At 35.8% G+C, this 25,561-nt stretch carries 27 protein-coding genes; 10 read left to right on the top strand and 17 right to left on the bottom strand.

The genetic code is table 11. The features are described from left to right. Positions 1 to 2 precede the first annotated feature (2 nt). Positions 3 to 539 (bottom strand): AAA family ATPase, encoded by a 537-nt coding sequence (locus tag B4F31_RS17840; RefSeq protein WP_075327018.1) that lies wholly within the window; start codon positions 537 to 539, stop codon positions 3 to 5. Between the two features lie 84 nt (positions 540 to 623). Between B4F31_RS17840 and B4F31_RS17835 the strand changes: the two genes are divergently transcribed. The 3 genes from B4F31_RS17835 to murA all read left to right on the top strand — a co-directional run bounded on the left by B4F31_RS17835 (position 624) and on the right by murA (position 3,172). Further along, complete coding sequence (locus tag B4F31_RS17835; protein WP_075327017.1) at positions 624 to 917, top strand: DUF493 family protein; 294 nt, start codon at positions 624 to 626, stop codon at positions 915 to 917. Between the two features lie 277 nt (positions 918 to 1,194). Then, complete coding sequence (locus B4F31_RS17830; protein ID WP_075327016.1) at positions 1,195 to 1,842, top strand: DUF4290 domain-containing protein; 648 nt, start codon at positions 1,195 to 1,197, stop codon at positions 1,840 to 1,842. Between the two features lie 16 nt (positions 1,843 to 1,858). Then, a complete protein-coding gene (murA, locus tag B4F31_RS17825) occupies positions 1,859 to 3,172 on the top strand; it encodes a UDP-N-acetylglucosamine 1-carboxyvinyltransferase (protein WP_075327015.1) in 1,314 nt (437 codons plus the stop codon). A 109-nt stretch (positions 3,173 to 3,281) separates the two neighbouring features. Here the strand turns inward: murA and B4F31_RS17820 are convergent, their stop codons facing one another. Continuing rightward, positions 3,282 to 4,742 carry a nicotinate-nucleotide adenylyltransferase gene (locus B4F31_RS17820; protein ID WP_093305437.1) on the bottom strand — a complete coding sequence of 487 codons (1,461 nt, stop codon included), beginning with the start codon at positions 4,740 to 4,742 and terminating at the stop codon, positions 3,282 to 3,284. Positions 4,743 to 4,847: 105 nt separating this feature from the next. Between B4F31_RS17820 and B4F31_RS17815 the strand changes: the two genes are divergently transcribed. Further along, on the top strand, positions 4,848 to 5,609 hold the full coding sequence (locus tag B4F31_RS17815) for an MBL fold metallo-hydrolase (protein WP_286761869.1): 762 nt from the start codon (positions 4,848 to 4,850) through the stop codon (positions 5,607 to 5,609). Between the two features lies 1 nt (position 5,610). After that, on the top strand, positions 5,611 to 6,111 hold the full coding sequence (locus tag B4F31_RS17810; protein WP_075327012.1) for a hypothetical protein: 501 nt from the start codon (positions 5,611 to 5,613) through the stop codon (positions 6,109 to 6,111). Here the strand turns inward: B4F31_RS17810 and B4F31_RS17805 are convergent. The 9 genes from B4F31_RS17805 to B4F31_RS17765 form a co-directional block, all read right to left on the bottom strand. Continuing rightward, complete coding sequence (locus tag B4F31_RS17805; protein WP_075327011.1) at positions 6,108 to 6,767, bottom strand: alpha/beta hydrolase; 660 nt, start codon at positions 6,765 to 6,767, stop codon at positions 6,108 to 6,110. The two genes, B4F31_RS17810 and B4F31_RS17805, sit on opposite strands and share 4 nt — an antisense overlap. After that, positions 6,768 to 7,094 carry a DUF4870 domain-containing protein gene (locus tag B4F31_RS17800; RefSeq protein WP_075327010.1) on the bottom strand — a complete coding sequence of 109 codons (327 nt, stop codon included), beginning with the start codon at positions 7,092 to 7,094 and terminating at the stop codon, positions 6,768 to 6,770. A 44-nt stretch (positions 7,095 to 7,138) separates the two neighbouring features. Beyond that, positions 7,139 to 8,389, bottom strand: a complete 1,251-nt coding sequence (locus B4F31_RS17795) for a dihydroorotase (protein WP_093305431.1) — start codon at positions 8,387 to 8,389, stop codon at positions 7,139 to 7,141. A gap of 54 nt (positions 8,390 to 8,443) precedes the next feature. Next, positions 8,444 to 10,369 (bottom strand): BatA domain-containing protein, encoded by a 1,926-nt coding sequence (locus B4F31_RS17790; protein WP_286761868.1) that lies wholly within the window; start codon positions 10,367 to 10,369, stop codon positions 8,444 to 8,446. Positions 10,370 to 10,412: 43 nt separating this feature from the next. Beyond that, complete coding sequence (locus B4F31_RS17785) at positions 10,413 to 11,615, bottom strand: sensor histidine kinase (protein WP_286761867.1); 1,203 nt, start codon at positions 11,613 to 11,615, stop codon at positions 10,413 to 10,415. 66 nt (positions 11,616 to 11,681) lie between these two features. Then, positions 11,682 to 12,893 carry a sensor histidine kinase gene (locus tag B4F31_RS17780; RefSeq protein ID WP_093305425.1) on the bottom strand — a complete coding sequence of 404 codons (1,212 nt, stop codon included), beginning with the start codon at positions 12,891 to 12,893 and terminating at the stop codon, positions 11,682 to 11,684. 61 nt (positions 12,894 to 12,954) lie between these two features. Next, positions 12,955 to 13,719 carry a TIGR02757 family protein gene (locus B4F31_RS17775; RefSeq protein WP_286761866.1) on the bottom strand — a complete coding sequence of 255 codons (765 nt, stop codon included), beginning with the start codon at positions 13,717 to 13,719 and terminating at the stop codon, positions 12,955 to 12,957. Between the two features lie 5 nt (positions 13,720 to 13,724). Further along, entirely contained in the window at positions 13,725 to 14,399 is a 675-nt protein-coding gene (locus B4F31_RS17770) for an ABC transporter ATP-binding protein (RefSeq protein ID WP_093305421.1), read from the bottom strand. A 137-nt stretch (positions 14,400 to 14,536) separates the two neighbouring features. Continuing rightward, entirely contained in the window at positions 14,537 to 16,975 is a 2,439-nt protein-coding gene (locus tag B4F31_RS17765) for a DUF5916 domain-containing protein (protein ID WP_286761865.1), read from the bottom strand. 135 nt (positions 16,976 to 17,110) lie between these two features. Here B4F31_RS17765 and msrA point away from each other — a divergent pair, with 135 nt between their 5' ends. The 5 genes from msrA to B4F31_RS17740 all read left to right on the top strand — a co-directional run bounded on the left by msrA (position 17,111) and on the right by B4F31_RS17740 (position 20,067). After that, a complete protein-coding gene (msrA, locus tag B4F31_RS17760; protein ID WP_093305419.1) occupies positions 17,111 to 17,653 on the top strand; it encodes a peptide-methionine (S)-S-oxide reductase MsrA in 543 nt (180 codons plus the stop codon). A gap of 7 nt (positions 17,654 to 17,660) precedes the next feature. Then, a complete protein-coding gene (folE, locus tag B4F31_RS17755; RefSeq protein ID WP_093305417.1) occupies positions 17,661 to 18,257 on the top strand; it encodes a GTP cyclohydrolase I FolE in 597 nt (198 codons plus the stop codon). Positions 18,258 to 18,301: 44 nt separating this feature from the next. After that, positions 18,302 to 18,610, top strand: coding sequence for a hypothetical protein (locus B4F31_RS17750; protein ID WP_093305415.1), 309 nt, complete (start codon positions 18,302 to 18,304; stop codon positions 18,608 to 18,610). A 182-nt stretch (positions 18,611 to 18,792) separates the two neighbouring features. Next, positions 18,793 to 19,686, top strand: coding sequence for a YihY/virulence factor BrkB family protein (locus B4F31_RS17745; protein WP_286761864.1), 894 nt, complete (start codon positions 18,793 to 18,795; stop codon positions 19,684 to 19,686). Positions 19,687 to 19,824: 138 nt separating this feature from the next. Continuing rightward, positions 19,825 to 20,067, top strand: coding sequence for a hypothetical protein (locus tag B4F31_RS17740; RefSeq protein WP_286761863.1), 243 nt, complete (start codon positions 19,825 to 19,827; stop codon positions 20,065 to 20,067). A 104-nt stretch (positions 20,068 to 20,171) separates the two neighbouring features. Here B4F31_RS17740 and B4F31_RS17735 read toward each other — a convergent pair whose 3' ends face one another. From B4F31_RS17735 to B4F31_RS17710, 6 genes are all read right to left on the bottom strand, one after another. Continuing rightward, entirely contained in the window at positions 20,172 to 22,511 is a 2,340-nt protein-coding gene (locus B4F31_RS17735) for a TonB-dependent receptor (RefSeq protein WP_286761862.1), read from the bottom strand. Between the two features lie 45 nt (positions 22,512 to 22,556). After that, the gene (locus B4F31_RS17730; RefSeq protein WP_093305409.1) at positions 22,557 to 22,841 is read right to left on the bottom strand and encodes a hypothetical protein; all 285 of its coding nucleotides are present in this window, start codon (positions 22,839 to 22,841) and stop codon (positions 22,557 to 22,559) included. A gap of 39 nt (positions 22,842 to 22,880) precedes the next feature. Then, on the bottom strand, positions 22,881 to 23,183 hold the full coding sequence (locus B4F31_RS17725) for a DUF6787 family protein (protein WP_075326996.1): 303 nt from the start codon (positions 23,181 to 23,183) through the stop codon (positions 22,881 to 22,883). A gap of 44 nt (positions 23,184 to 23,227) precedes the next feature. After that, complete coding sequence (locus B4F31_RS17720) at positions 23,228 to 23,647, bottom strand: DUF6146 family protein (protein ID WP_075326995.1); 420 nt, start codon at positions 23,645 to 23,647, stop codon at positions 23,228 to 23,230. Positions 23,648 to 23,763: 116 nt separating this feature from the next. Further along, positions 23,764 to 24,384, bottom strand: coding sequence for a DUF937 domain-containing protein (locus tag B4F31_RS17715; RefSeq protein WP_093305407.1), 621 nt, complete (start codon positions 24,382 to 24,384; stop codon positions 23,764 to 23,766). Positions 24,385 to 24,547: 163 nt separating this feature from the next. Then, the gene (locus B4F31_RS17710; RefSeq protein ID WP_286761875.1) at positions 24,548 to 25,501 is read right to left on the bottom strand and encodes a D-2-hydroxyacid dehydrogenase; all 954 of its coding nucleotides are present in this window, start codon (positions 25,499 to 25,501) and stop codon (positions 24,548 to 24,550) included. Positions 25,502 to 25,561 lie beyond the last annotated feature (60 nt).

Here is a 25,561-nt window from a genome sequence, read left to right as displayed (position 1 = left end):
GCTTATTCAATTTTATTTAAAATGAACTGAGTTCTTTCAATAATAGAGGTTTTAGGAACTTCAATAGGGGTATAACCGTAAGTTTTGTAGGTTTCAAAGAGATACTTAGAGATTAAGCTAGCTTCTTTAAAAGACTCGTAACGCTCGTTATCGCTTTGGTAAATTTCTTCCCAGGGCGGTAAAAAGAATATTTTATCATAAGAATATTCTTTACAGGTATTGGTAAAATAAGTAGAATATTCGGTTTTAAAATAATCCATATAAGCCAATACATCTGGAAGGCCACGGTCGATAAAAATGGTTGAAGCCGGTAGCATATCGGCCTCACGATGCTGAATTTTTCGACCTTCCAGTAATTTTTCACTAAAAAGTACGGGTTTATCAAGAAATAATTGGTCTATACCCTGTTTTTGGGCTTCTAAAGTTACTTGCCTGGAAATTTCATGAAGACATTCATGTCCATGTTTTTCCAACTGGCGTATTATAGAAGATTTTCCGGTACCGGGGCCACCGGTAATTACTATTTTCTGTTTTTTCACGCTGCAAATTTCGACATTTGAAATTGATTATAAAAATGTATGCAATCCATGTATCTTTGCAGCCTAAAATTAAGTTAGAAAATTATGAGTGGAGCGAAAGATCAGGAAGAGTTTTATAACAAATTAAGAGCGCAATTACAGGATACATCTCTTTGGCCATCTGAATATTTATATAAATTTATAGTTCCTGCAAAATCGAACCAGGTGAAAATTATTGAGGAGATCTTCAATAATATGGGAGCTGTTATTACTACCAGGAAGTCTAAAAAAGGAACTTATATAAGTACATCGGTAAATGTGCGAATGAAGAATCCCGATGCTGTAATTGAAAAATATAAAGAAGTGGCAGAAAAAGTAGAGGGTGTAATCTCTCTTTAATCCTTTCAGAAGGGAGGAATTAGAAAAAAGGCTGACCGCAAATTGTAAAAAATTATCTTCTGAATTATCTTCCCCGAAACTGTAGATTTTTTAATTTTTCAAAAATTTTATCTATCCCGATAATATTTAGTATTTTGCAGCGAATAACTTCTACAGTAAATTACCTCTGGGGGAAGCCTATGAGGCATTAAAGGGAAGATTTTTTTGATTTTGAGCCTGGCCTCAAAGTATTTAAGTCTCGATTATCGAGTAAAGTATCATCTTATAAATTTCAATTTTGACACACGCATTAGAATATAACTCCGAAAGGAGACACTTAATTATTCCCGAATACGGGAGACATCTTCAAAAAATGGTAGAAGAAGCCATTGAAATTGAAGATGATAAAGAACGAAACCAGGTAGCAAAGTCTATTATTGCCGTAATGGGTAATATGCAACCGCATCTTCGCGATGTACCCGATTTTCAACATAAATTATGGGATCAATTATTTATAATTAGTGATTTTAAGCTTGATGTAGAATCACCTTTTCCTAAACCAACCCGGGAAATGCTGGAAGAGCGTCCTGAAATGTTAGGTTATCCTCAAAACTTTCCGAAATATCGTTTCTACGGAAATAATATTAACCGAATGATTAATGAGGTTAAAGATTGGGAAGAAGGTCCTTTAAAAGAAGGTTTGGTTTTGACGATAGCCAACCATATGAAAAAATCTTACCTTAATTGGAATCGTGATACTGTAGAAGATGAGATAATTTTTGAACATCTTCGGGAACTTAGCGGCGGGAAAATTAATTTAAAAAATGCCGATGAAGATCTTAGTGATGCTTCAAGCCTTATTAGAAATAAGAAGAAGCACACCGGTAAAAACAATAATCCTAAAAAATCCAACCGCAAAGGTGGAGGTGGCCGCAAGCGCTACTAAATAATATTTTACTTTCATGGGAACTTTCCAAATTGAAGGCGGGCAGCAACTTAGTGGCGAAATTCAGCCACAGGGAGCCAAAAACGAAGCCCTGCAAATTCTATGTGCCGTATTATTAACTTCAGATGAAGTTGTGATTAATAATATTCCAGATATCCTGGATGTGAATAAATTAATTCAGCTTCTTGAAAATCTTGGAGTAAAGATTAAAAAACTTGGAAAAGGAAGTTATTCTTTTAAAAGTGATGATCTGGATCTAGATTATCTAAGTAGTGACCAGTTTAAAAAAGACGGTAGTGGTTTACGAGGATCAATTATGATTGTGGGACCATTACTGGCAAGATTCGGTAAGGGATTTGTTCCGAAACCGGGTGGCGATAAAATTGGTAGAAGAAGGCTGGATACGCATTTTGAAGGTTTTATTAAACTAGGTGCTAAATTTAGATACAATAAAGAAGAACGTTTTTACGGCGTAGAAGCTCCAAACGGATTGAAAGGCAGTTATATGCTTTTGGAAGAAGCTTCGGTAACCGGTACGGCAAATATTGTAATGGCAGCTGTTCTTGCTGAAGGAACTACTACTATTTATAACGCCGCTTGTGAACCTTATTTACAGCAACTTTGCAATATGCTGAATTCAATGGGCGCAAAAATTAGTGGCGTAGGTTCTAACCTTTTAACTATTGAAGGTGTAGATTCCTTAAAAGGTTGCGAACATAGAATTCTTCCAGATATGGTTGAAATCGGTTCCTGGATTGGGATGGCGGCGATGACCAAGAGTGAACTTACCATTAAAAATGTAAACTGGGACATGTTGGGGATTATTCCAACAACTTTTAGAAAATTAGGAATCACCATAGAACGCAAAGGAGACGATATTTTTATTCCTGCGCACACCAATGGCTACGAGGTTCAGAGTTTTATAGATGGTTCTATAATGAATATTAGCGATGCTCCCTGGCCAGGTTTTACGCCAGATTTATTGAGTATTATTCTGGTGGTTGCTACTCAGGCTCGTGGAAGTGTACTTATTCACCAAAAAATGTTTGAAAGTAGATTATTCTTTGTGGATAAACTGATAGATATGGGAGCGAAGATTATTCTTTGTGATCCGCACCGGGCTACGGTAATTGGGCACGACTTTCAATCGCAGTTAAAAGCTACCACAATGACTTCTCCAGATATTAGGGCCGGAATTTCCTTATTAATTGCCGCACTTTCAGCAAAAGGAACTTCTACCATACACAATATTGAACAAATAGACAGAGGTTACGAAAATATAGATGAACGTCTTAAAGCACTTGGCGCTAAAATAGAGCGTGTAGCTTAAAGCTTTTGCAAAGAAAAACCCTGGATCCTAAAATAAATTCAGGATGACTAATAAATAAAAAATCCAGATGATTAATTCATCTGGATTTTTTTGTTAGAATTTTATGAAACTAAACTTCAGTTTCAGCTTTTTTCTTGTTTTCTTTATAATGAAAAAGGTTATGTTCCTTAATCATTTTCGTGGTTTTTTCAGGCAACATATCTTCCCAGCCTTCTTTTCCTTCACTAATCATTTGTAAAACTTCTCTTGAATAAACATCCAGAATTTCAGGATTGTAATTCTCAATATCTTCAACTCTACCATTATACTTAAAGAATTTATACAATTCTTTCATTCTAGGATGAACTTTTAAGTTATCGCTGGTAGTAATTTCTCCGGTTTCTGGATCTTTAAGCGGGTAGAGGTAAACCTTAAGGTCTTTAAAGAATAATTTACCAAAAGCTTCCAGAATACCACCGCTTAGATGCCTATAATATTTCTCATCAAACACATCTACCAGGTTATTTACACCCATAGTTAAGCCCATTCTTTGCTTAGAATATCTTGAGAAGTATTCAACTACACGATAATATTCCTGGAAATTGGAAATCATTACGGTTTGTCCCAGGGAGCATAAAAGTTTTGCCCGGTCCATAAAATCGCGTTCATCAATTTCACCTTCGGCCCTTAGGTTAGAAAGGGTGATTTCAAAAATAACTTCTGTATTTTCTTTTTCTACCTTGCTTTCTTTCAGGAATAATTCCAGCGAACGCTCATACATATCCATGTTAACCTTAGTTACCGGTCTAAAACTTCCGCGCAGCGCAAGGATATTCTTTTTGTAAAGTATTTTAGCAGGAAGTACGTTGTTACCATCTGGAGCAAACATAACGGCATCTGTCATTCCGTTTTTAACCAGTTGTAAACTCATTAATCGGTTGTCTACACCTTCAAATCGTGGACCGCTAAAGTTTATGGTATCAATTTCTATTTGATCTTTATCTATATGATCGTAGAGGTAACGTAAAAGTTTCTTAGGATTGTCATATTTATAATAAGCCCCGTAAATAAGATTTACACCAAGTATTCCAAGCGTATTTTGTTGATGGCGTGCATCGTTTTCGTGAAATCTAACGTGCAAGCTAATCTCGTTATAATCTTCTTCAGGACTCACCTGATATCTAATTCCTACCCAACCGTGACCTTTATATTTCTTAGCAAAATCTATGGTAGCAACGGTGTTAGCGTAACTAAAGAAAAGTTTATTAGGGTGTTTTTCACGGGAAATTCGCTGCTCAATCAGGCCAATTTCGTGAGAAAGCATCTTTTTTAAGCGTGCCTCAGTAACATATCTCCTGTCATTTTCCACTCCGTAGATTGCATCACTAAAATCTTTATCGTAGGCACTCATGGCTTTTGCGATAGTACCGGAGGCGCCACCGGCTCTAAAAAAATTTCTTACCGTTTCCTGGCCGGCACCAATTTCAGAAAAAGTTCCGTAGATATTTTCATTTAAATTAATGCGAAGTGCTTTGCTTTTAATTGAAGGAACATTTTCAAATTCCTTATCGCCCATTATTGTAATTGGCATAATTTTTCTTTTATGTGTGGTTTCTTTTTTGCTTAATCCAAAGGTACTAAAATCGGTAAGGTATTGAAAAAAAATATCTTTACTTTTGCCTAAAACATAGAATTCTTGGAAGTAATATTTTTAGGTACAGGCACCTCACAGGGAATCCCTATTATAGGTAGTAAACACCCGGTTTGCCTTAGTGATAATCCCAAAGATAAACGCTTGCGGGTATCGGTTTTGGTAAAATGGGAAGAATATAATATTCTAGTAGATTGCGGTCCTGATTTTAGGATGCAAATGCTGGCAAACCCTGTAGAAAGCCTTGATGCCATTTTATATACCCACGAACACAACGATCATACTGCAGGTTTAGATGATATTAGGCCTTTTTTCTTCCGCCAGGGCGATATACCGGTTTTTGCTCATAAAAGAGTGCTGGAATCTCTTAGAAAACGATTTGAATATATATTTACTTCAACAAATAAATATCCCGGGGCGCCGGGAGTACAGGAGAATGAAATTGTAAATGAAAATTTTTACTTTAAAGATTTAAAAATTACTCCCATAAACTATATGCACAACCGCTTGCAGGTTTTTGGGTTTAGGCTTAAAGATTTCGCTTATCTTACCGATCTTAAATCTATTGAGGAAGAAGAAGTTCAAAAACTGGATGGCGTAAAGGTGCTGGTAGTAACCGCTCTAAGAATAGAGCCGCACCATTCTCACTTAAACCTCGAGGAAGCCTTAGAATTTATAGCAAGAGTTAAACCCGAAAGAGCCTATTTAACCCATATTAGTCATTTACTGGGCTTTCATGATGAAGTGCAGCAACAACTTCCCGAAAATGTATTCGTGGCCTACGATAACCTAAAAATCACCATTTAAGATGCGTAAAAATTTATTACTTTACCTTTTTATCTTTTCACTTTTGTTTACCATTTTTATTTATGTGAACGATAAAAAGATTCTTGATGCCCGCGATGCTGAAATTCAAAAATTGAAAGCCGAAGTAGAACGCCTGGAATTAGAGAATGAATCTGCAGCTGCTTTAAACCAAAATGAAAGTTATTTTTCTTTGATGGATAACGAAGATGCTATGACTTATTTTGAAAATAAGGGAATTGAAGCTGAAGATGTTCGTGAAGCTATAGAAAATGAATTAATGAACCAGAATAAGGTAGATGTTGATAATTCTTATGTTCCATTTGACGGGATGGAAGGTAATATGCATATCAACAAAATCAAGGTTTTAAACCATAAGTGGGTTATTGCCGATTTTACCGATGGCACTTACTGGGGAGAAGTATTTTTCACCTATTTTATTGATGAAAACGGAAAGCCCGAGCTAATTGCCGAAAAGTCTTTTATCTACCCGGCAGCCAATTAAATTCGCTTTTTAAGCCATTCTCTTAATTCAAAGAAATTTTGTGGCGCTACCCCGTGACCTACAGGAAATTCTGAATAACTGTTTTCAATATTAAGTTTATCCAGAACAGGTTTGGTTTTTCTAGCCCATTCTACAGGAATCACCTGGTCTTGAGAACCGTGCGAACAATAAAATGATAGTTTAGAAAAATCATTTTTCTCAAATCCAGGTTTTATAATTTCTTTATTTATATAACCGCTAAGAGCGACAATATTTTTAACCTTTTCAGGATAGGAGAGGGCTACCGCATAACTTAAAATACTACCCTGGCTAAAGCCTAAAAGAGTAACATTTTCCGCATCTAAATTATAGGCTTCAATCGCTTCATCTATAAAACCTGTAATTTTCTCCCGGGATTCTTTGGCCTGCTCATCGTCGCTAAATTTTCCATTCTGGTTATCCCAGTGAATCGCGTACCAGGCGTTACCGTAAGGTTGCATCGCGTGAGGTGCTTTTACCGAAATCACGAATAATTCATCGGGTAATTCTTCAGCAAAAGAGAAAAGATCGTTTTCATCACTTCCATAGCCGTGAAGCATAATGAGCAATGGGGTCTTTTCAGTTTGGGTTTTCGGTTTTCTTATAAGGTGGTGGAGAGAAAGTTCTTTGGTATTCATTTAATTTATTGTACTAAACCATTTTTGAAAATATGCGCCTAAAATTGGCACTTCTTTTTGTTCGCCCTGAATTGCTGTTACCAGGCCATAAATACCCAAAACCGCAATAAAAATATAAAAGGCAGATGAAATTAACCAGCTGTCAAATAATCCTACTAACACTCCTAAAACATAGAAAGTGACGTGGATGCCAAAAGCTTGCCTAATATGAAATGAAGCAAACGGATTTTTATTTTCGTTGTTCATAAAATAGGCTATAATGGTGCCAATAATCGTGAGATAGGCAACTATAGCTGGGGTTTTTCCTTCTTCGGCCACTGTTTTCATAGCTGGTTTTCTAGGTTGTAAAGGTATTAAATTTATAGTGAAATCTATAAACCAAAATCTCCCGCTTTGGTAATTATTCCCAAAGCTTTTCCTTTTATTTGATGCCCTTTAAAAATACTGTTTGTTGAAGTCGAAAAAATATGGGCTTCGTTAAATTCATATTTTTCATTTGGGATAAAAAGACTAAGATCTGCAGGATTTCCTTCTTTAATTTCTATGTCTTCCAACCCAAATCTTTGTTTTCCTTTAGAAAGTATTTCTATAACTTCTTCGGTAGAAAAAATTGTGCTTAATGCTCCAAAAGCAGATTCCAAACCAATACTTCCATATAAAGCATTATCAAATTCTACTTTTTTATGCTCGGTATCAATAGGAGTATGATCGCTGGTAATCATATCTATAGTTCCGTCCTTTAAGCCTTTTATGAGCGCTTTTATATCTTCTTTAGTTCTAAGCGGAGGCAAAACCTTAGCATTGGTATCAAAGTCCTGCAGTAGTTCATCGGTAAATATTAGATTATGAATAGCTACACTACAGCTAACATCCAGGCCTTTCTTTTTAGCTTCATTTATTAAGGAAACCGATTTTTTAGTAGAAATTGTAGGAATATGCAACTTCCCACCGGTGTATTCCAGAAGATATAGGTCTCGCGTAATTTGCAATTCTTCGGCTAGGTTGGGAATTCCTTTTAATCCTAACGAGGTACTGCTTTGTTCTTCGTTTACCATTCCTTTACCGGCAATACGATCTTCCTGCGGAAAAGATTGCACTAATCCGTTAAAATTTTGAGCATATTGAAGCGCGATTTTCAGCAAATTTGGATTTTTTACAGCACGTTTATAATCTCCAAAAGCTATGGCGCCTCCCTGTTTCATATCATAAAGTTCGGCTAGATCTACGCCTTCACTTTTAATGGTTAAAGCTCCTGTAGGAAACATTTTAACCGGGTGATGTGCTGCCTTTGATTTTACCGAAGTAATTGCGCCGTTATTGTCAAGAACCGGATACGTATTAGGGTTTAATGCAATATTGGTAAATCCGCTTTTTGCTGCTGTATCAAGGCCGTTGGCAATTGTTTCCCGCTCTTCAAAACCGGGTTCTCCAAAACTCACACTACTATCAAACCAGCCCCGGGAAACGTGAAGATTTTCTTCAGAAATCACTTTATCGGCTTTGGTAGAAATATCATTTCCTATTTTTATTATAATCCCATTCTCTATTAGAATATCCAGCTTTTTTTTATGGTAAGCTGAGTGTTTATCTATTATTGTTGCCGATTTTAAAAGTAGTTTCATTTAGTTATGTTTTTATCCAAATCTGTTGCTAATCCCGATTCAGTAATAATGCGATTATTTTAAATATTTTAAAAGAAACATCTCCGCGGTTAAAAATATAAGTGCAAAAATAACAAAGCATTTCCAAAGCTCGTTGCTTTGCCCCGCCGCATTTATTTCATTAAAATAAGATGCTATGTTGGAATGTATTTTTACATTTTCTGCTTCCTGGGGAATATTATATTCCAATTCACTTTCGGTCCTTGGCGAGTTAAAACTTATATAACCCTGGTTTTCGTTTTTGTATACCAGCGAATAATTTCCTGAAGCTATATCGAGGCCGGAAGTTAAAATCTCCAGATTATCGCCCAGGGCTCGTTGCTGCGGAATAAAATCTTCGGTATCTGAAACAATATGAACAACCTCGTCTTGCTGCGTTTGAAGCGGAATATTGATCTCATTCTCTTGCCCCGTTTCGTAGTATAAATTTGGCGTTTTTAAAGCACTAAGACCTATATTATAAAAAACAGGAACAATTAATGGAGAATTTCTAAAGTTTGAATTTTCGGAATTTAAGGCTGCGGAAAAAAGAAATACTCCATTACTTTCCAGTAAAAAGCCTGAATTATTTTGAAATGAAATCACTTTATTTCCTCCGTTCAAATTATAATAAGTCTGCACCTTAGGATAATCAAAATTCTTAATTCTTTCTTCAAAAACTCCGGTAAGCAAAGGATGATCAAAAGCAAGATCGGTTATTAAAGTTTCCGGGGTTTTTAATTCAGAAATTCCTGGTGCATTTATTCGACTAAGAAAGTTATTGTAGGAATTTATATCTAAGTTTTCTGCAGGAACAATTACCAGTGGAACCCCATTCTTTTGAAGGTTTAAAAGGTTAGATTCTAAAGCGCTCGAGATAGTTTCTAGCTCATTTAGCACCACCAAATCTGCGGAGTTTAAAGTATTAAAATCAAGTTGATCTATTTCAAAGATTTCAGTATTAAATTCAGGAGGAGTAAGGATGCGGCTAAGAAAACTGGCATCTGTATTCTGACTTATAACCACTACATTGGCTGGTTCAAGCTTATTTAAGCTAAAAAACATCGAATTATCGTAATTCAAAGAGGCGTCTTCAATACTTATTCTTCCTTTAGAAATTTCTTCTTCATTTATTTTAAAATTGGTTTCCGTTGTTTGATTTTCCTTAAAATTTACGGCAGTTTTTGCAAAAAGTTCTTCCCCGTTATAAACCGAAACACTTACAGGTTCTAAAATTTCCACAGAACTGCTTAATAAGACCTTTAAGCTAATTTCAGAAGCTTCGCGATTGCTTATAGATACAGAGTCTATACTGATATTCTGAGTATTTTCGGGAATTGCAGGAATTAAATGGTAATTTATATTGGACTTATATGATAAGTCTTCAGGCTTCAAATTTTGCTGAAAATCAGAAATAAAAATGACATTTTTGTCTCCGGTAGAACTTTTCAGAAGTTGTTGAGCTCTTAAATTCAGCGTATTAAATTCGGATGAATTTTCTGCAAAATCGATGTTTTGAAGTTCGGTGATTAATTCTTCCGCAGTAAGGTTTTTAAACTCGTTAGTATGGGTAAACAGGCTTATTTCTTTATCTTCAGGAAGATTTTTAATCAAATCCTGAATGGTGGCGTCCAGTAGTTCGCCATTTCTGCCGGTGGCTTGCATACTGTAAGAATTATCTAGAAAAATAAGCTGAGCACTTTGGGTTGCTTCAGGGTTTTTAGCAGGAAAATAGGGTTGAGCAAACGCTAAAATTAAAGCGGTGAGCATAAGCATTCTTGTAGCCAGTACCAACCATTTTTTTAAGCGAGAGCTCTTACGGGTTTGGCGAATTACTTTTTTTAGAAATTTTACATTGGTAAAATCTTCTTTTTGAAAGCGGCGTAGTTGAAATAAGTGAACAGCCAGCGGTATGAGTAGTAAAAACAGGGCATAAAGTAATTCCGACTGTTTAAATTCCATAAAGCTTTAAAAAGTTTTTCAAATATATGAAATGGAATTTAAGCTAAGGCCGTTTAATTTTGAATTTAAAAGTACAGCCTTTACCTTTTTCAGAAATCACTTCAATACTGCCATTCATTTGTTCTATATGTTTTTTAACCGTGGCAAGGCCTATGCCGCTACCGGGATTGCCGTACCTGTCTTTGGCATCTAAAGTAGCAAAAAGCTGAAAGATCTTTTCCTTATCGGTAGCAGAAATTCCAATGCCATTATCGCTAACTTCAAAACAATAATAAGTTGATGTAGTTTTGAAATTAATATCCACTTTTCTAACTTCTGAAGTATTATATTTTAAAGCGTTGCTTATTAGATTCATAAAAACCTGGCTAAGCGCAGCTTTGTTTATATTTTTAAGATGACCTTTATTGGGGTAGGTGATTTCTACATTTTCTTCCAGTTTATAAAGATCTGTAATTCGCTTTAAAAGGGTAGGGAGGTGCACATCTTCATAATCTTTTTCTAAAACATGATCGCTGCGATAAAAACTTAAAATTCCATCTACATAATTGCGAAGGGAATAAGACGATTCTACTAAAAAATCGAGATACTGCCTGCTTTGTTTATCAAGTTTTTCCTTGTTTTCGTCTTTAAGCAATTCGGTTAAGGAAATAATATTGGCGAGAGGCGATTTAATATCGTGAGAAACCAGGCTGGCAAATTTTTCCAGTTCCTTATATTTTTGCTTCAACTTTCGCTGTACGTGTTGAAGTTTGTTTTTATGTTTTCGCGATTCAAAGAGGTTCATACTTTGGTTCGCTAAAGCCAGTAAAGATTTTTTCTGATCTTCATCTAACTCCCTAATTCGTGTATCAAAAATGCAGAAAACGGCTATTGCGTGGCCATTTGCATTTAAAAGTGGCACCCCTGCATAAAAATGATACTCACGATCGTAAATATTCCTGGCATTTTCAAATAACCCTGGATGCTCGCCGCTATTAATTATAAAGATTTCTTCGCTTGTGTGAATGGAATGCTCGCATAAAGCATTTTCCCGGGGAAGTTCGGCCAGTTGAGTACCGTAAGCCGATTTATACCAGATATTATTTTTACCAATAATACTAATTTTTGCTACTGGAACCTGGCAAATCTTTGCCGCTAAAAAAGTAAGCTGATCGTAGTCCTTGTCTTCTCCCGATTTAAAAATTGCATATTCAGCAAGTGCTGCCCGACGTAATCTCTCATTTGAAGAAATTTTTTTTTGTTGCATACTTTTTTGCAATTAATACAATAATATATAAAAAAATCTTCGATTTTTGATGAAAAAGCTTGCTATTTAAGCTTTTCGGCTAATAGAAAAATCAAATCTGGTACCTTTTCCCATTTCCGAAGTCACTTTTAAATTCCCTCCTAAATTACCCACCAATCTTTTTACTGTAGAAAGCCCAATACCATTGCCCTTATTTCCAGAGCGATCACTTTTGGCAACGGTGGTAAAAAGTTTAAAAATATCATCTTCTTTCTCTTTTGGAATACCTATCCCGTTATCCTGTATGCTGAAGTAATAAAAATCGGGGTTTTGAGAGAATTCAATATCAATAACAATCTTGGGTTTATCGTTGTATTTAAGGCTGTTCCCTAATAAATTTAAAAAGATTTGTTCCAGGGCTGCACGGTTAGAACTAATAATGCTATTATCTTCTGGAAGGTTAATTACGCAATCTTCTGTAATAGTTAAAAGGTCTATAATTTCTTCCAGCAGTTGGTGCACATCAAATTCTTCGCTGTTTGAAGCGGCAATATTATCACTCTCATAATGATCTAAAATGCCATTTATGTAGCTGCTAAGCTTTAATCCGGCTTGTTTTAGGTTTTTTAAATAATCTAAACCTTCTTCTCCAAGTTTACTACCAAATTTTGCTTTTAAAATATCTGCAGAGATAATCATATTGGCCAGGGGCATTTTCATATCGTGTGAAACCACCCCGGCAAAATCCTTGAGCATTGCATTATGCTCGTTTAATTGCTTTTTAATATTCTCCAGGTAATCGTTTTTACGTTTCAATTCCAATAGAATTTCTACCTGTTTCGCCAATGATTTTAATGCCTTTTTTTGTTCCTGGCTTAGTTTATTCGGTTTTGTATCAATTACACAAAGAGTGCCCAAAACCATATCATCATAGTTTTTTAGAGGCATACCGGCATAATAAATTATAGGATCATTATCGGCAAGTACAAAAGGATTATCTAAAAACCGCCCGTCTAAGCGGGTATCTTCAATTTCCATTAGTTTCTCCGGTTCCAGAATGGCGTGACTACAAAACGAAATATCCCGTTCTGAGGTGCACATATCTGTACCATATTTAGATTTAAACCACTGCTCGTGTTCCCCTACAAGGGAAATTAAGGAAATTGGTGTTTGGCAAATAAAAGACGCAAGTTGAGTGATATTATCAAATTCCTCTTCGGTGGGACTGTATAAAATGTTGGCGTCCTCAAGCGCTTTTAATCGTTGGCTTTCGTTATCTGGAATAGCAGGACTTAACATATATTTGAAGATTGCATTAAAACAAATTTAACAAAATTAAGTGTAACCTGTTAAACTTTTGCTAATACTTTTCAAAGACTCCTAATCCAAATAATGCAAAGTCGTATTTAACGGGATCTATTGCATCTAACTTTCGTAACGCTTTATCCAATTCATTTAAAGCTTTGGCATCATTCGTTTTGCGTTTCAAGAGTTTTAATTTCCTGGCTACATTTCCAGAATGTACATCTAAAGGGCAACTTAATTGCGAAGCATTAAGGTTGTTCCAAAGGCCAAAATCTACCCCGGCCTGGTCTTTTCTCACCATCCACCGCAGGTACATATTTATTCGTTTTGCAGCCGAATTCTTCAGCGGATCACTTACATGTTTTTGGGTTCGTGGAGGATGCGAGATTTCAAAAAATATTTTCTTGAATTCGTGAATAGCGGGTTGAAGGGAATCTTTTTCAGCATATTGTGTAAAAACAGTTTCAATACCACCGTGGTTTAAGTAGATATTTTTTAATGATGAAATAAAATAAATAAGATCAATATCATTAAAAGTGCGGTGAACAAATCCCGTTAAGCTTTCTAAATCGCTTTCAGAATGATTAATAATGAAATCGTGCGGACTGCGGTCCAGCATTTCCATTAAGCGATTTGCGTTCTTGAGAATACTTTTTCGGTTTCCCCAGGCAATTGTAGCGGTAAGAAAACCGGCAATTTCAATATCCTCCTTTTTACTGAATTGATGCGGAATTTGAATAGGATCTGATTCTATAAATTCTGGCGTATTGTATTGTTCGACTTTAAAATCGAGAAAAGATTTGAGTTCACTTTTTTTCAAACTGCTTAAATTTCCTTTTTGTCAATAATTTTTCCGTCCTGCATAGTGATTTTCCGGTCGGCCATATCGGCGAGTTCCTCGTTATGGGTTACAATTACAAAAGTTTGCTGAAACTCGTCCCTAAGTTTAAAGAATAATTTGTGAAGGTTTTCGGCAGATTCGGTATCTAAATTTCCCGAGGGTTCATCGGCAAAAATCACTGCGGGATTATTAATTAGAGACCTTGCAACCGCAATGCGTTGTTGCTCGCCGCCACTAAGTTCAGCGGGTTTATGATGTGCCCGGTTTTTAAGGCCTAAAAACCCTAAAAGTTCTTTTGCGCGTTCTTCGGCCTTTTCTTTTGGCGTATTATTAATAAATGCCGGAATACAAATATTCTCCAGGGCAGTAAATTCAGGCAATAATTGGTGAAACTGAAAGATAAACCCAATATTCTTATTCCTGAATTTAGATAAATCCCGGGACGAAAGTTTATAAATATCTGTATTATTAATCTGAAGCGTAGAATCTTTGTTTTTTTCTGGTTTATCCAGCGTTCCCAAAATTTGAAGTAAAGTGGTTTTACCCGCTCCCGAAGCCCCCACAATAGAAACAATTTCGCTTTTTTTAATATGAAGGTCGAGCCCTTTTAGTACGTGCAGGTCTCCGTAGTATTTATGAATATTTTTGGCTATTATCATTGTTCGCTAGATAATCGAGATTTAAGAGCTCCAGGACTTTCCCCGGAAATTAATTTATTACTGATAACGTCTTTTCACTTGGTTAGAGAGATTTATTAGGCTCGTGAAAATTAGCCAAATTCAGCAAAACCCCCAAGCTAAGAATTGAATATGTTTTTTACCCGGTTGTAGTCTATATAATACACTATTCGTAGGCTAAAATTATGTCGTGCCGGCCTGTTGAATAAATTATCCAAACTTTGCTGAAAATCTAGATAACTTAATTCATCCTGGTTAAAAATAGAATTTCTATAGAGTAAAATAGCTTCACTGCCGGGAGCAAACTGCCAGCGGTAGCTTAGATCCAGGTTCCAGATATTAAAATTAGCATCGGGATTATAATTTTCTTCCCTGTTGTAATTTATTGAAGTTAAACTTCCATCTTCGTTTAATTTTGAAAAGCTTCCATCTTGAAACTGCGCCAACGACCAAAAATTTCTAAAACTTAAATTTAAACCCTGTTTCTTGGTGAAATTATAATTTGCCTGAAGCGAATTTTCAAAACTTTTCATATCCCTGTTTCCAAAAATAACATCTCGCGGTTGAAGGCCTACAAAGCTGGGACGATTTATTTCGTTATCGTATTCAAAACCATAAATCACTAAAAACTTATTGTTTATACGTATTCTGGGCTCAAAAATAAAATTAAAACTTTCCCGGGAACTTTTACTAAAAGTTTGGTAGGTGCTTCGAACATCTACAGCTAACTTTTTTCTATAATCTGAAGATATCCAGCCGTTTGCCGCAATATTTGGTTGATAGGTGATAAAAGTATTCTCCCTTCTTGGTTCAAAAAAGTCTTTAAAAGCTGAATTTACTTCAGCAAAACCTCCAAAGGCAAATCGATCTCGGGTCATAGCAAAAATGCTTAGACCGCCGCCGCTTGCCACATTCACATCGGGACGGTAACGCCGTTGGTGATTTGCATATAACTCTATGTTATATTGATTAAAAATGCCGGTGGGTTCAAAAGTTTGATAAGAAGTATTCAGATAAAAATTGTTGTAATTGTTTGTAAAACTTATTCCAAGATCATTAATATCATAAGTTTCGTTAGCGAATTCGTGAGAAACTCCATACCTAAGATTTCCTTTGGTTCTGTTTATTGAAAATAAAGAAGCGAAGCCCGTTTCATTTTGGCCCGGTAAATTCACATTGCTCATTTTTGCTTCTCCTACAAAATTAAAGGAGTTAGCTTTATTAAAAATATCAAATAGAAATCCGGTAACATTGGCATCCCTAAAATTCCCTTCCCTGGTAACATTAGTATTAATTAAACTAATAGAAGAATTTTTATTAAAACGTTGGTCAAGCACCAGGATATTATAATTGGCCAGTGGTTCTGTAATTTTTTCCCTGCGATTGCCGGTGAGAATGTCCCTAAAAATCGCTTTAGTTTCAGCGGTAACAGCATTAAAAAAACCTACGCCCAGGCCTCTCTCGGTTCTTCCAGAAATCTTTAAAGCATTAATAAGATCGGTTCTTTCAGGATTTTCAAGAATTTCTTCATTATCGAGTTTTTCCCGCTGGGCGCTATTAAAACCAATGGGAGTATTTCCTACTCGGCGCGAATAAAAAAGATCTCCTTTTGTAAAAAGTTCTGTTCCTTCGGTAAAGAATGCGCGGTTTTCCCCAAAGATTTGTTCAAACGGGCCTAAATTTAATTCTACATCATCATATGCAACCTGGCCAAAATCTGGCACTAAAGTCATATCTAAAGTAAAGGCTTTGCTAATTCCATATTTTACATCCAGGCCGGCATTAAAATTAGTTTCAGTTTGACCATCAAATATGTCTATTTCAGCCGAAGTATATGGATAAAAACTCAGTCGGGTAGGAGGTTCAATATTTTTAATACCTGTAAGCAAACCGGTTTGTTGACTCATTAAACCCACAGCTTTATCTACATAATTCCAGGTGTAACTTTCATTTCTGTGCGAAATTTGCCTTAAAAACTGAATTCCCCATTCCTGTTCCTGTTTTTCAGGAAAACGCAAGGCAGCGTAAGGAATGCGAACTTCGGCATACCATCCACTTTCATCTTGAGAAACTTCTGCTTCCCAAACTATATTAAACCCGAAATCCTCGTTATTTCCGCTTATTTTAGCATCGGCTCTGGTACCCGCAGCGGTAACGGCAAACCTTATTTGATTTTCACCATCGTCATAGGTATTAATATCTATTTGAAAATAATCGCTTTGCTCCAAATTATCCCGTTGGGTAAACTGTTTTACAATCTTTTCCGGTCTATTTTCATATAAATATGCGGCGATATACAGCGCCTCATTGGTATAAACTACTTTCACTTCGGTATTATGACTTTGGGGAATAAGATTGCCATCACCAGGATAATACATCACAAAGTTCTTAGCGTTGGTAAGGTTATTCCAGGCTTTATCGTCTAAGATTCCGTCAATTACCGGAGATTCCTGAATTTTTGTTGCCGTATAATTTTTACGCGGAAGACTCTCAATTTGAGCCGAAATTTGTTGAGTAAAAATGAGGAATATTAAAATTAACCGGATTTTTGCAGGCATTAATTGATAATTTGATTGAAAATAAGTTCAAATATATCATAGTTCTCAATGCAGTCAAAGCTTTGATTTAAATTCAAGTTAAACTATATCTAATTTGTTTATTATTACCTTAAATTTGCTAAACAAAATTAATCTATGAATACAGAAAATTTAGAACTGGCAACTTTGGCAGGAGGTTGTTTCTGGTGTACCGAAGCTGTTTTTCAACGTTTAAAAGGAGTAGAACAGGTACATTCGGGATTTACCGGCGGAAATATAAAAAACCCTGCTTATCGTGAAATTATAACGGGCAGAACAGGTCACGCTGAAGCCATACAGATAAGGTTTAATCCAGAAATAATTAGTTTTCAGGATTTGCTGTATGTATTTTTTGCCACACACGATCCCACCACATTAAATAGACAACAAAACGATGTGGGAACCCAATATCGTAGCGCTGTTTTTTATCATTCTGAAAAACAGAAAGAAACCGCAGAGAAGGTGATTGAAGAACTTGAAGAAAAAAAGATATTTGAGAATAAAATTGTTACCGAAATAACTGCGGCAAAAGATTTTTATATTGCAGAAAAAGAGCACCAGGATTTCTATAACCAGCATAGACAGCAGCCATATTGCCAGTTTATTATAGATCCTAAAATAAAAAAACTAACTGAAGTTTTTTCAGATAAACTGAAATAATAAAAAGATGGCTTATAAATTTAAAGAAGAATATAATATTGAGGTTACTGACGGACTTCAGCAAAATTATAAAAATATCCTTGAAGGGATAGGGGAGGATATTAGCCGTGAAGGCATAGAAAACACTCCAGAACGCGCGGCAAAAGCTATGCAATTCTTAACGCAGGGTTATAAAATGGATGCTAAAACCATTTTAGAAAAAGCGATGTTCAAGGAGAGTTATGATGAGATGGTGGTGGTAAAAGACATAGAATTATATTCATTATGCGAACACCATATGTTGCCTTTTTTTGGAAAAGCTCATATTGCCTACATTCCTAACGGCCATATTGTTGGCTTAAGTAAATTACCCAGAGTGGTAGATGTTTTTGCCCGCCGGCTACAAGTGCAGGAGCGTTTAACGCATGATATTTTAGAATGTATAAACAACACCCTTAAACCAAAAGGAGTAGCAGTAGTTATAGAAGCCGTACATATGTGTATGATGATGCGAGGAGTGCAAAAGCAAAATAGTGCGACTACAACTTCAGGATTTAGGGGGCAATTTGAGAAGATAGAAACCAGAAATGAGTTTTTAAAACTCATTAGCTCAGATCTTAAATAACAAACTGGCACTTTATTTGCTTTATTTGGCTAAAAGCAATCAAAATGAAACTTTTAAAAGATAAACTATTTATAAAAGGCCTAATGTACGATGCTATTGGTATGGCTACTATGGCAATTCCTTTAGTGGGTCCGTTTCTTGATTTATTATGGGCACCTTATGCAGCCAGAAAAATGGGCGAAATGTACCCCGGGAGAAAAGGAAAAGTAGCATCTGTACTTGTATTTATTGAAGAGATTTTACCGGGAACCGATATTATTCCAACATTTACGCTAATGTATTTCTATACTTTTGTGTGGAGTAAAAAGAAGCAACCTAAAGAACGGGTAATTGAAGTTGAAATAATAGAGTAAAGCCTAAAGCTAATTTTCGATTAACGAGTAAAACTCTTTCAAAACTTTATAAAAGCGGAATTCCTTATCGGGATTCCGCTTTTTTTTGCATTTGTTGTAAATTATTTAAAAACTCTTTAACAGCGGGTACTCTTTGGTTTTAAATGTTTTATGTAATTTATGCTGAATGCAAAATTTATAATATGGCAGAGTTTGAACAGGACCGAAACACTATTTCCAATCCGTCAAAAATTTCATTTTCCGGCTGGAAGAAAATAGCAATTATAATAAAAGATAAAATAGATGAGAATAACTTAAGTATAGTATCTGCCGGTGTAGCTTTTTATGCATTTTTAGCGATTTTTCCAGCTGTAATGGCGCTGGTTTCAATTTACGGGTTGGCGGTAAATCCTAAGCAAATTGAATATCAATTAAACCAGCTTGCTTCCATGGTGCCAGAGGAAGCCTTTGGGATTGTTGAAAAGAGGCTGGAAGCATTTATCTCCACTTCGGGTAAAACATTAGGTTGGGGAATGGCAATAGGTATTTTATTTAGTATTTGGAGTGCGAATAAAGGAATGAAATCTTTATTTACCGGTATTGATATTGCTTATGCAACCCGCAGCACCCGGGGATTTATAAAACAGAATGCACTTACTTTATTATTTACTTTTGCCGCTATTATCCTGGTGATTTTAAGTATGGGCTTAATAGTTGTTTTTCCCGCCGTAGTAGGGGAATTAGGCTTGCCTCAAAATATTGAAAACCTTATTAGTTGGTTACGCTGGCCAATTTTAGCATTAATTGTTGGATTTTTTCTTTGCATTATTTATAAATATGCTCCTGCGCGGAATAACCCTAAATTAAAATGGGTGGTTCCCGGGGCGTTGGTCGCCACTATTCTTTGGTTAATCGCTTCATGGGGTTTCTCTTTTTATGTTAGTAATTTTGGAAGTTATGGGGAAGTTTATGGTTCTATTGCCGCAGTGGTTATTATGATGCTATGGCTTTTTATTAGTTGCTTTACCGTGCTTTTAGGAGCGCAACTAAATTCAGCTTCAGAGAGATATGCTAAGAAAGTTACCGCTTTTGAATAAAATTTCAACTGAATATTCTCTCGATCTAAGAGCGTTAAAACTGTGTTATTTGAAATCTCTTTAACGTTAGGTATTTAGAATTACCACGATATTTATATAAACCGAAAAATTTCGGGCTTAAACCAATAAAAAAATATTATGAATAACCAAGCAGCAATACAGAAAGGAATAAAATGGCTTAAACGAGCTGTGATCTTCAAAGCAGGAAAAATGATTATGAGAAAACCGGCAAGTGCCCTTGGAGTAGGAGCAGTAGCAGCCGGAGCGGGAATTGCAGCCTATAGTTTTCTTAAAAAACGAAAGAAAAATGATCTAACCCATATAGATAATATAGAAGACAATAATCCCGAAGTTAAAGGGAAAAAGAAAATTATAGTTTAAATACCCCAAATACTTAAAATTAGACCTCACAATTCCGCAGATGCGGTAATGTGAGGTCTTTTTATTTGCATAAAATAGATTGGGTCTTTTTGTGGATTATTTAATTAAAGCAACCACCTTACTGAAACAGAAATATTTCTACCAATATTAGAGATACCGTCGGGTTTTAAACGCGAAAGATGGGAGATATAATCTTTATTCAAAATATTGTTTGCACTTATGCCAATTCTCATTTCACTGGAATTAATAGCGAATTGCCCTCCAAATCCTGCACCTAATAGACCATAACCACCGGTACGGGTTTCAAAAGCATCTACATTATTTTGATTAAATACATTTTTCAATCTTAAGAAAGAATACTTACTATATATTTTATCTTCTGGATTGTCAAATTCTAATCTTAAAGTATTGGTTAAGGAATTTGCTGGAATTAGCGGTAAATATTCTCCATTCCTTCTTTTTCCCGTTACGGTCTCAAAACTACTTTCAAGGTGTAACCAGTCTAAAGGGTGCGGGTGAATATGAACTCCAACTTCACCACCGTATAATTCAGCATTATTCTGGGTGTATTCAAAAACAGGATTATCATCTATTAATTCTCCCGTAGGCTGTAAATAAATATAATCGCTTATTGAATTATGAAAGCCGTTCACAAAAGCTTCAAAATGCTTATTTCGCCATTCTAAAGAAAGATCTACCTGGAAATTCTGTTCATTTTCAAGATTTTGATCTCCAACCTCATACCTATTGGTACCGTGGTGAGAACCGTTAGAAGTTAATTCAGATAAATTTGGCGCTCTAAAACCGGTAGCCAGGTTTAATCTTGCGCTTAAATTTTCGGTAACATTATATTTTGCCCCCAGCGCACCGTTTATACTTTTATACGAATTATTTATTGCTGCAATTTCGCCTGTTTCGTGGTCGTGATCGTGTTCCTCTTCATGTTCTTCCCCTTCATGCTCGTCTCCTATATGTTCTTCTTCGTGAGCTTCTACTGCTTTGCTGTCTATACTCCTGGTATCAAAACGTAAACCTCCTTGGAAATCCCATCGGTCAAAATGAACGTGGGTAGTCGCGAAAAAACCAAAATCTGTAGTAGTGGCATCTGGGATTAAAATTTCTTCGCCATAGTTTGTATTGGTTTGGTGCATTCCCTGAACTCCCAAAATTGTTTCAAATCTCCCTGTTCTTGGTAAATTATATTTTAGATTATAATTCAAGGTTTCAAGGTGCATTTCTAAAGCAGGATGGTCGGTACCTTCATTCTCTTCCAGATGTTCTTCCTCTGCATTTTCTTCTTCGTGCTCTCCTTCGTGGTGGTGTTCTTCAAACTCTTTCCGGTTATTGTATTGATAACCTACTTTAAAATCAAGACTTGAATTGCTGAAATAAAGTTTATTTTCTAAACTTAGAATATGATTATCAATTTCCTGGTAGGGAAGAAGGGGATCTTTATCTGTAGATTGTACCCCTATTTCTTCCGGAATTCCAATATTCGATTTATTGAAATTATACCTTAAATCGGTTTTGAATTTAGCATCCTGGTAGCCGATGCCCGCTTTAAAATCGGTTTCATTAAATCGGGTATTAGTAACCCTTTCTCCATCCCCGGTTTCATAATCACTATGTGCGGCATAACTACCGCGAGCCAGAAATTTTAATTTTTCTCCAGATGTTTTGGCCATCACACTTCCCTGGTATCCCTGGGTATTACTGAAATAATTTACATCTGCTTCAGCGTTAGTTTTGTTTGCTGCTGCATAACGTTCTGGGTTAAGGTAAAGTACACCACCAATGGCATCGCTTCCATAGAGCAGGGAAGCAGGGCCTTTTATAATCTCAACACTTTCAATTCCTTTAGAACTAATACCAAGCCCGTGCTCATCTCCATACTGCTGATTTTCTAATCTAACTCCCTGTGTATAAACCAAAACACGATTAGAACTTAAACCTCTAATTACCGGTTTTCCAATTCCAACTCCTGTGGTTAAACTTTCCACGCCGGCAATTTGGGTTATCCCGTCGCTTAAAGTAACGGCTCCTTTACGGTTTAATTCTGCTACATTCTCCCGCTCTACACGCATTACATTTTCACTTTGTAACTGGTGAAAAGGAGTAGAGACTATCACTTCTTCCATCTCTATAGCCGATTTTTCTAAAGTGATACTTAAAGTAGAAGTTTCAGGAAAATCTAATTCGTTGGAGTATGTGCCGAAACCTACTGAAGAAACTATAATTTTAAATTTTCCGTTAGGGATATTTTCAACTGTAAAGTTGCCATCAAGATCGGTCATAGCACCATTACTTAATTCAGGAAAATAAACATTGGCACTAAATACCGGTTCTCCGGTTTCAGCATTGGTAACCTTGCCCGAGAAGTTATTCTGAGCATATATAATTGGACTCACTGCTATAAAAAGCAATGAGAAAAGTAAACTTTTCATATATTATTTTTAAATAATTAAAATTCTAACAAATAAAAACGGATGTTAGGCAGCCAGTGGAGGACCGCGAAGCTCGAAAGGGAGCTTTTGATAATCACTTAAAAATTGATAAAAATCGAAGAATTGTTTTTTGATCTGTTTTTCTACAAGCGGCTCAAAATTTATAAAACCGGCAGCAAGTACCGGACTTTGATGAAAAGAATAGAGTTCACAGTCCAGGCTACTTTCGTGAAAATGCTTATCAGCATAATTTACACATAATTCGTGGCCGTGACCGCTAAAAATATGCGAGAAACTTATTACAACCGGAAGCAAAAGTAATGCTCCCAATAATATAGCGAATATGTGTTTAAGGAATTTCAAGAATAATTACTGGAATAATTTAGCAAAGCCCATTCTACTTAGCATTTTCTTTTCGAAGGCCCAAAAGAACTGAAACTGGCCAAAAATCCAGCCAAAACTAACCAATAGAACCTGGTAAATAGGAAAAATCAGGAATATTCTAGCGCTCCAGTAAACCGCCCAATGAGAGGATGCCTGGTAGATACCCAGGAAATTACATAGAGGCTCAGCTAATTTAGCTGAAGTAGATCCCGTAATAGCAAACACTATAAATATTATAAATATTTGCCAATTAGAATCTATACCCCAACGTGCTTTTAACTTATTCATGCCGCAAAAATACTAAAAGCTTCGAAGAATTAAAATAATGAGTGTTAAATACGCGTAGGTACAGAGAATCGCTGATTATAATGCCTGCTGAAAAACACAAAGTAATTGTATAGCAAATAATTTACCTCGTACCCGTAATCTATATTAGGATCGTAATTAATTTCCTGCAAATACAGATCGGAATTATATACCTGGGGTTGCCTAACGCGCTGATTATAATCTGAAACTAAAATTCGGTTTTTGTTTTCCAGGTATTGTTGAGAATAATAACCTTCAGGTTTAGCTATGGAATTTATAAAAAGATTAAAACCCGGTTCAATAATTATAATTTCATATTCCAGGCTATCGTTTGCAATGCGCACTGTATCCTCATTTATTTGAGAATCTCCAAGGTTTCTATTTCTTGAGCTTCCGCAGCTATAAATAAATAAACCCAGTAGTAAAATATAAATGAAGTTTTTCATGCCTGTTCTTTATTCTAAAATCGAGACTAAATTTTTCAATCTATTCCTTTTCATCAAACAAAAAGGAATATATTAAAATCTTATCTGCTGAAAAATATAATATTCTTTAAATTAATTTATTTTCCGCCTAACATACCACCAAGCAGACTACCCCCTTTTTTGCCTTTTTTACCTCCAAATGCCATTCCGGCAACATCATCTATTACGCTGCCATCACCATCGGCGTCTAATAAAGTTTCCAGTAAAGATTGGTCGTGAGAATCATCAGATCCCATAACCGAACCTAATAAACCAGATAAACCTGAAGAACCTACATTATCTTTTCTTTTTTGCTGTCCTAATAAGCCCATAACTACCGGGGCAGCCATTTCCAGGATATTATTCACCGTAGATTCATCAATATTTAATGTTCCGGCAATGGTTTTACTAATTCCGCTTTGTTTTGCTCCTAAAACGTGGTTTAAAATCTTGCTACCCTCGTTAGTAAGGTCTTCAGGATCTTTTTCTCCCAAATTATCTAAAACCTCTCCATTATGTTTTTCATCCTGTAAAGCTTTATCTAAACTTTCGGCACCTTTAGGATCTTTAGCGTTTCTTTTCATCGCGCCAAGAATTAACGGCATAGCCATTCCCAATACCGAGGTAATTTTACTTTTCTCTTCTGAAGTTTTTTCGCTGGCTTTATTCACCAGCTGATCTCCCGTTTGGGTATTAAGTAAATCTAATATTGAAGCCATGATTTTATTTTTTATTAAAATGAATTTACGGCTTTTAAATAGTAAGTCACGTTAAAGCTTTATTATAATCTGCTCGATAATGGAGATTAGATGCTCAAAAGACCTCCGTTATAATTAAACAATTATTCGCTATCAATGGCTACTAAGCTTGCTTTCAGGTTGTTTATTTTTTAAAATAAGAAATAATTTGTTTTGAAAGTTCTAAACCTATACGTTCCTGGGCTTCTAAAGTAGATGCACCTATATGCGGACTTAAAGACAATTTCTCGTTCATCAATAATTTAATGGCCGGTCTTGGTTCGGCTTCAAAAGTATCTAAGCCTGCAAAAGCAACTTTACCATCTTCTATAGCATCCAAAAGCGCTACTTCATCTATAACGCCACCACGAGCAGTGTTAATGATCCTCACTCCCGGTTTCATCGCTTCCAGTTCCTTTTTTCCAATTAATGGTTTAGTTTGAGCAGGTACATGTAGCGTTATAAAATCTGAATGTTTTATAAGTCCTTCTACAGGTTCAGTTTTTATAGGGATTTCTATACTTTGATGATTATAGAATTCTAAAGTAATTTTTACTTCCCCATCTTCTTTATCGCTCGCAATAACCTTCATTCCCAGGCCTAAAGCAATTTTAGCAACTTTACGACCAATTTTACCAAAACCTATAATTCCAAGGGTTTTTCCTCGCAGTTCGATTCCTGCGGAATAGGATTTCTTTAATTCCTTAAATCTTGATTCTCCCTCTAAAGGCATATTCCTGTTAGAATCAAACAATTTCCTTACTCCGCTAAAAAGATGCGCAAAAACAAGTTCTGCCACCGATCCTGAAGCTGCCTGTGGCGTATTAATGACTTGTATGCCTTTGCTTTCAGCATATTCTACCGCAATATTGTCTAAGCCAACACCACCGCGGCCAATTAATTTTAAATTTTTACAGGTATCAATAATTGCTTTGTCTACATTGGTAGCGCTTCTAACAAGTAAAACCTGAATGTTTTTTGAATTTATATAATCAGCAAGTTGTTCCTGAGCTACTTTTGTACTTATGACCTCGAAACCTGCTTTTTCAAGTTGTTCTATCCCGGCTTTTGCAAGACCGTCGTTGGCCAGGATTTTAATCCTTTCAGGTTGAGTTGGAGTAGTGGGTTTATTAAAAAAATCTTCAGGTTTCATTTATTT

This window comes from Salegentibacter sp. UBA1130 (assembly GCF_002311535.1).
Lineage (GTDB): Bacteria > Bacteroidota > Bacteroidia > Flavobacteriales > Flavobacteriaceae > Salegentibacter > Salegentibacter agarivorans.
The sequence above is the reverse complement of the archived record's forward strand: the minus strand, read 5'-3'. Positions and strand labels throughout refer to the sequence as shown.

Bases quoted from the DNA above. Each gene is read 5' to 3' on its own strand.
- B4F31_RS17780 (WP_093305425.1), bottom strand. From the start codon at position 12,893: ATGTTAAGTCCTGCTATTCCAGATAACGAAAGCCAACGATTAAAAGCG.
- B4F31_RS17770 (WP_093305421.1), bottom strand. From the start codon at position 14,399: ATGATAATAGCCAAAAATATTCATAAATACTACGGAGACCTGCACGTA.
- B4F31_RS17765 (WP_286761865.1), bottom strand. From the start codon at position 16,975: ATGCCTGCAAAAATCCGGTTAATTTTAATATTCCTCATTTTTACTCAA.
- B4F31_RS17750 (WP_093305415.1), top strand. From the start codon at position 18,302: ATGAAACTTTTAAAAGATAAACTATTTATAAAAGGCCTAATGTACGAT.
- B4F31_RS17800 (WP_075327010.1), bottom strand. From the start codon at position 7,094: ATGAAAACAGTGGCCGAAGAAGGAAAAACCCCAGCTATAGTTGCCTAT.
- B4F31_RS17835 (WP_075327017.1), top strand. From the start codon at position 624: ATGAGTGGAGCGAAAGATCAGGAAGAGTTTTATAACAAATTAAGAGCG.
- murA (WP_075327015.1), top strand. From the start codon at position 1,859: ATGGGAACTTTCCAAATTGAAGGCGGGCAGCAACTTAGTGGCGAAATT.
- B4F31_RS17725 (WP_075326996.1), bottom strand. From the start codon at position 23,183: ATGAATAAGTTAAAAGCACGTTGGGGTATAGATTCTAATTGGCAAATA.
- B4F31_RS17810 (WP_075327012.1), top strand. From the start codon at position 5,611: ATGCGTAAAAATTTATTACTTTACCTTTTTATCTTTTCACTTTTGTTT.
- B4F31_RS17745 (WP_286761864.1), top strand. From the start codon at position 18,793: ATGGCAGAGTTTGAACAGGACCGAAACACTATTTCCAATCCGTCAAAA.
- B4F31_RS17715 (WP_093305407.1), bottom strand. From the start codon at position 24,384: ATGGCTTCAATATTAGATTTACTTAATACCCAAACGGGAGATCAGCTG.
- msrA (WP_093305419.1), top strand. From the start codon at position 17,111: ATGAATACAGAAAATTTAGAACTGGCAACTTTGGCAGGAGGTTGTTTC.
- B4F31_RS17820 (WP_093305437.1), bottom strand. From the start codon at position 4,742: ATGCCAATTACAATAATGGGCGATAAGGAATTTGAAAATGTTCCTTCA.
- B4F31_RS17790 (WP_286761868.1), bottom strand. From the start codon at position 10,369: ATGGAATTTAAACAGTCGGAATTACTTTATGCCCTGTTTTTACTACTC.
- B4F31_RS17740 (WP_286761863.1), top strand. From the start codon at position 19,825: ATGAATAACCAAGCAGCAATACAGAAAGGAATAAAATGGCTTAAACGA.
- B4F31_RS17805 (WP_075327011.1), bottom strand. From the start codon at position 6,767: ATGAATACCAAAGAACTTTCTCTCCACCACCTTATAAGAAAACCGAAA.
- B4F31_RS17795 (WP_093305431.1), bottom strand. From the start codon at position 8,389: ATGAAACTACTTTTAAAATCGGCAACAATAATAGATAAACACTCAGCT.
- B4F31_RS17720 (WP_075326995.1), bottom strand. From the start codon at position 23,647: ATGAAAAACTTCATTTATATTTTACTACTGGGTTTATTTATTTATAGC.
- B4F31_RS17735 (WP_286761862.1), bottom strand. From the start codon at position 22,511: ATGAAAAGTTTACTTTTCTCATTGCTTTTTATAGCAGTGAGTCCAATT.
- folE (WP_093305417.1), top strand. From the start codon at position 17,661: ATGGCTTATAAATTTAAAGAAGAATATAATATTGAGGTTACTGACGGA.
- B4F31_RS17785 (WP_286761867.1), bottom strand. From the start codon at position 11,615: ATGCAACAAAAAAAAATTTCTTCAAATGAGAGATTACGTCGGGCAGCA.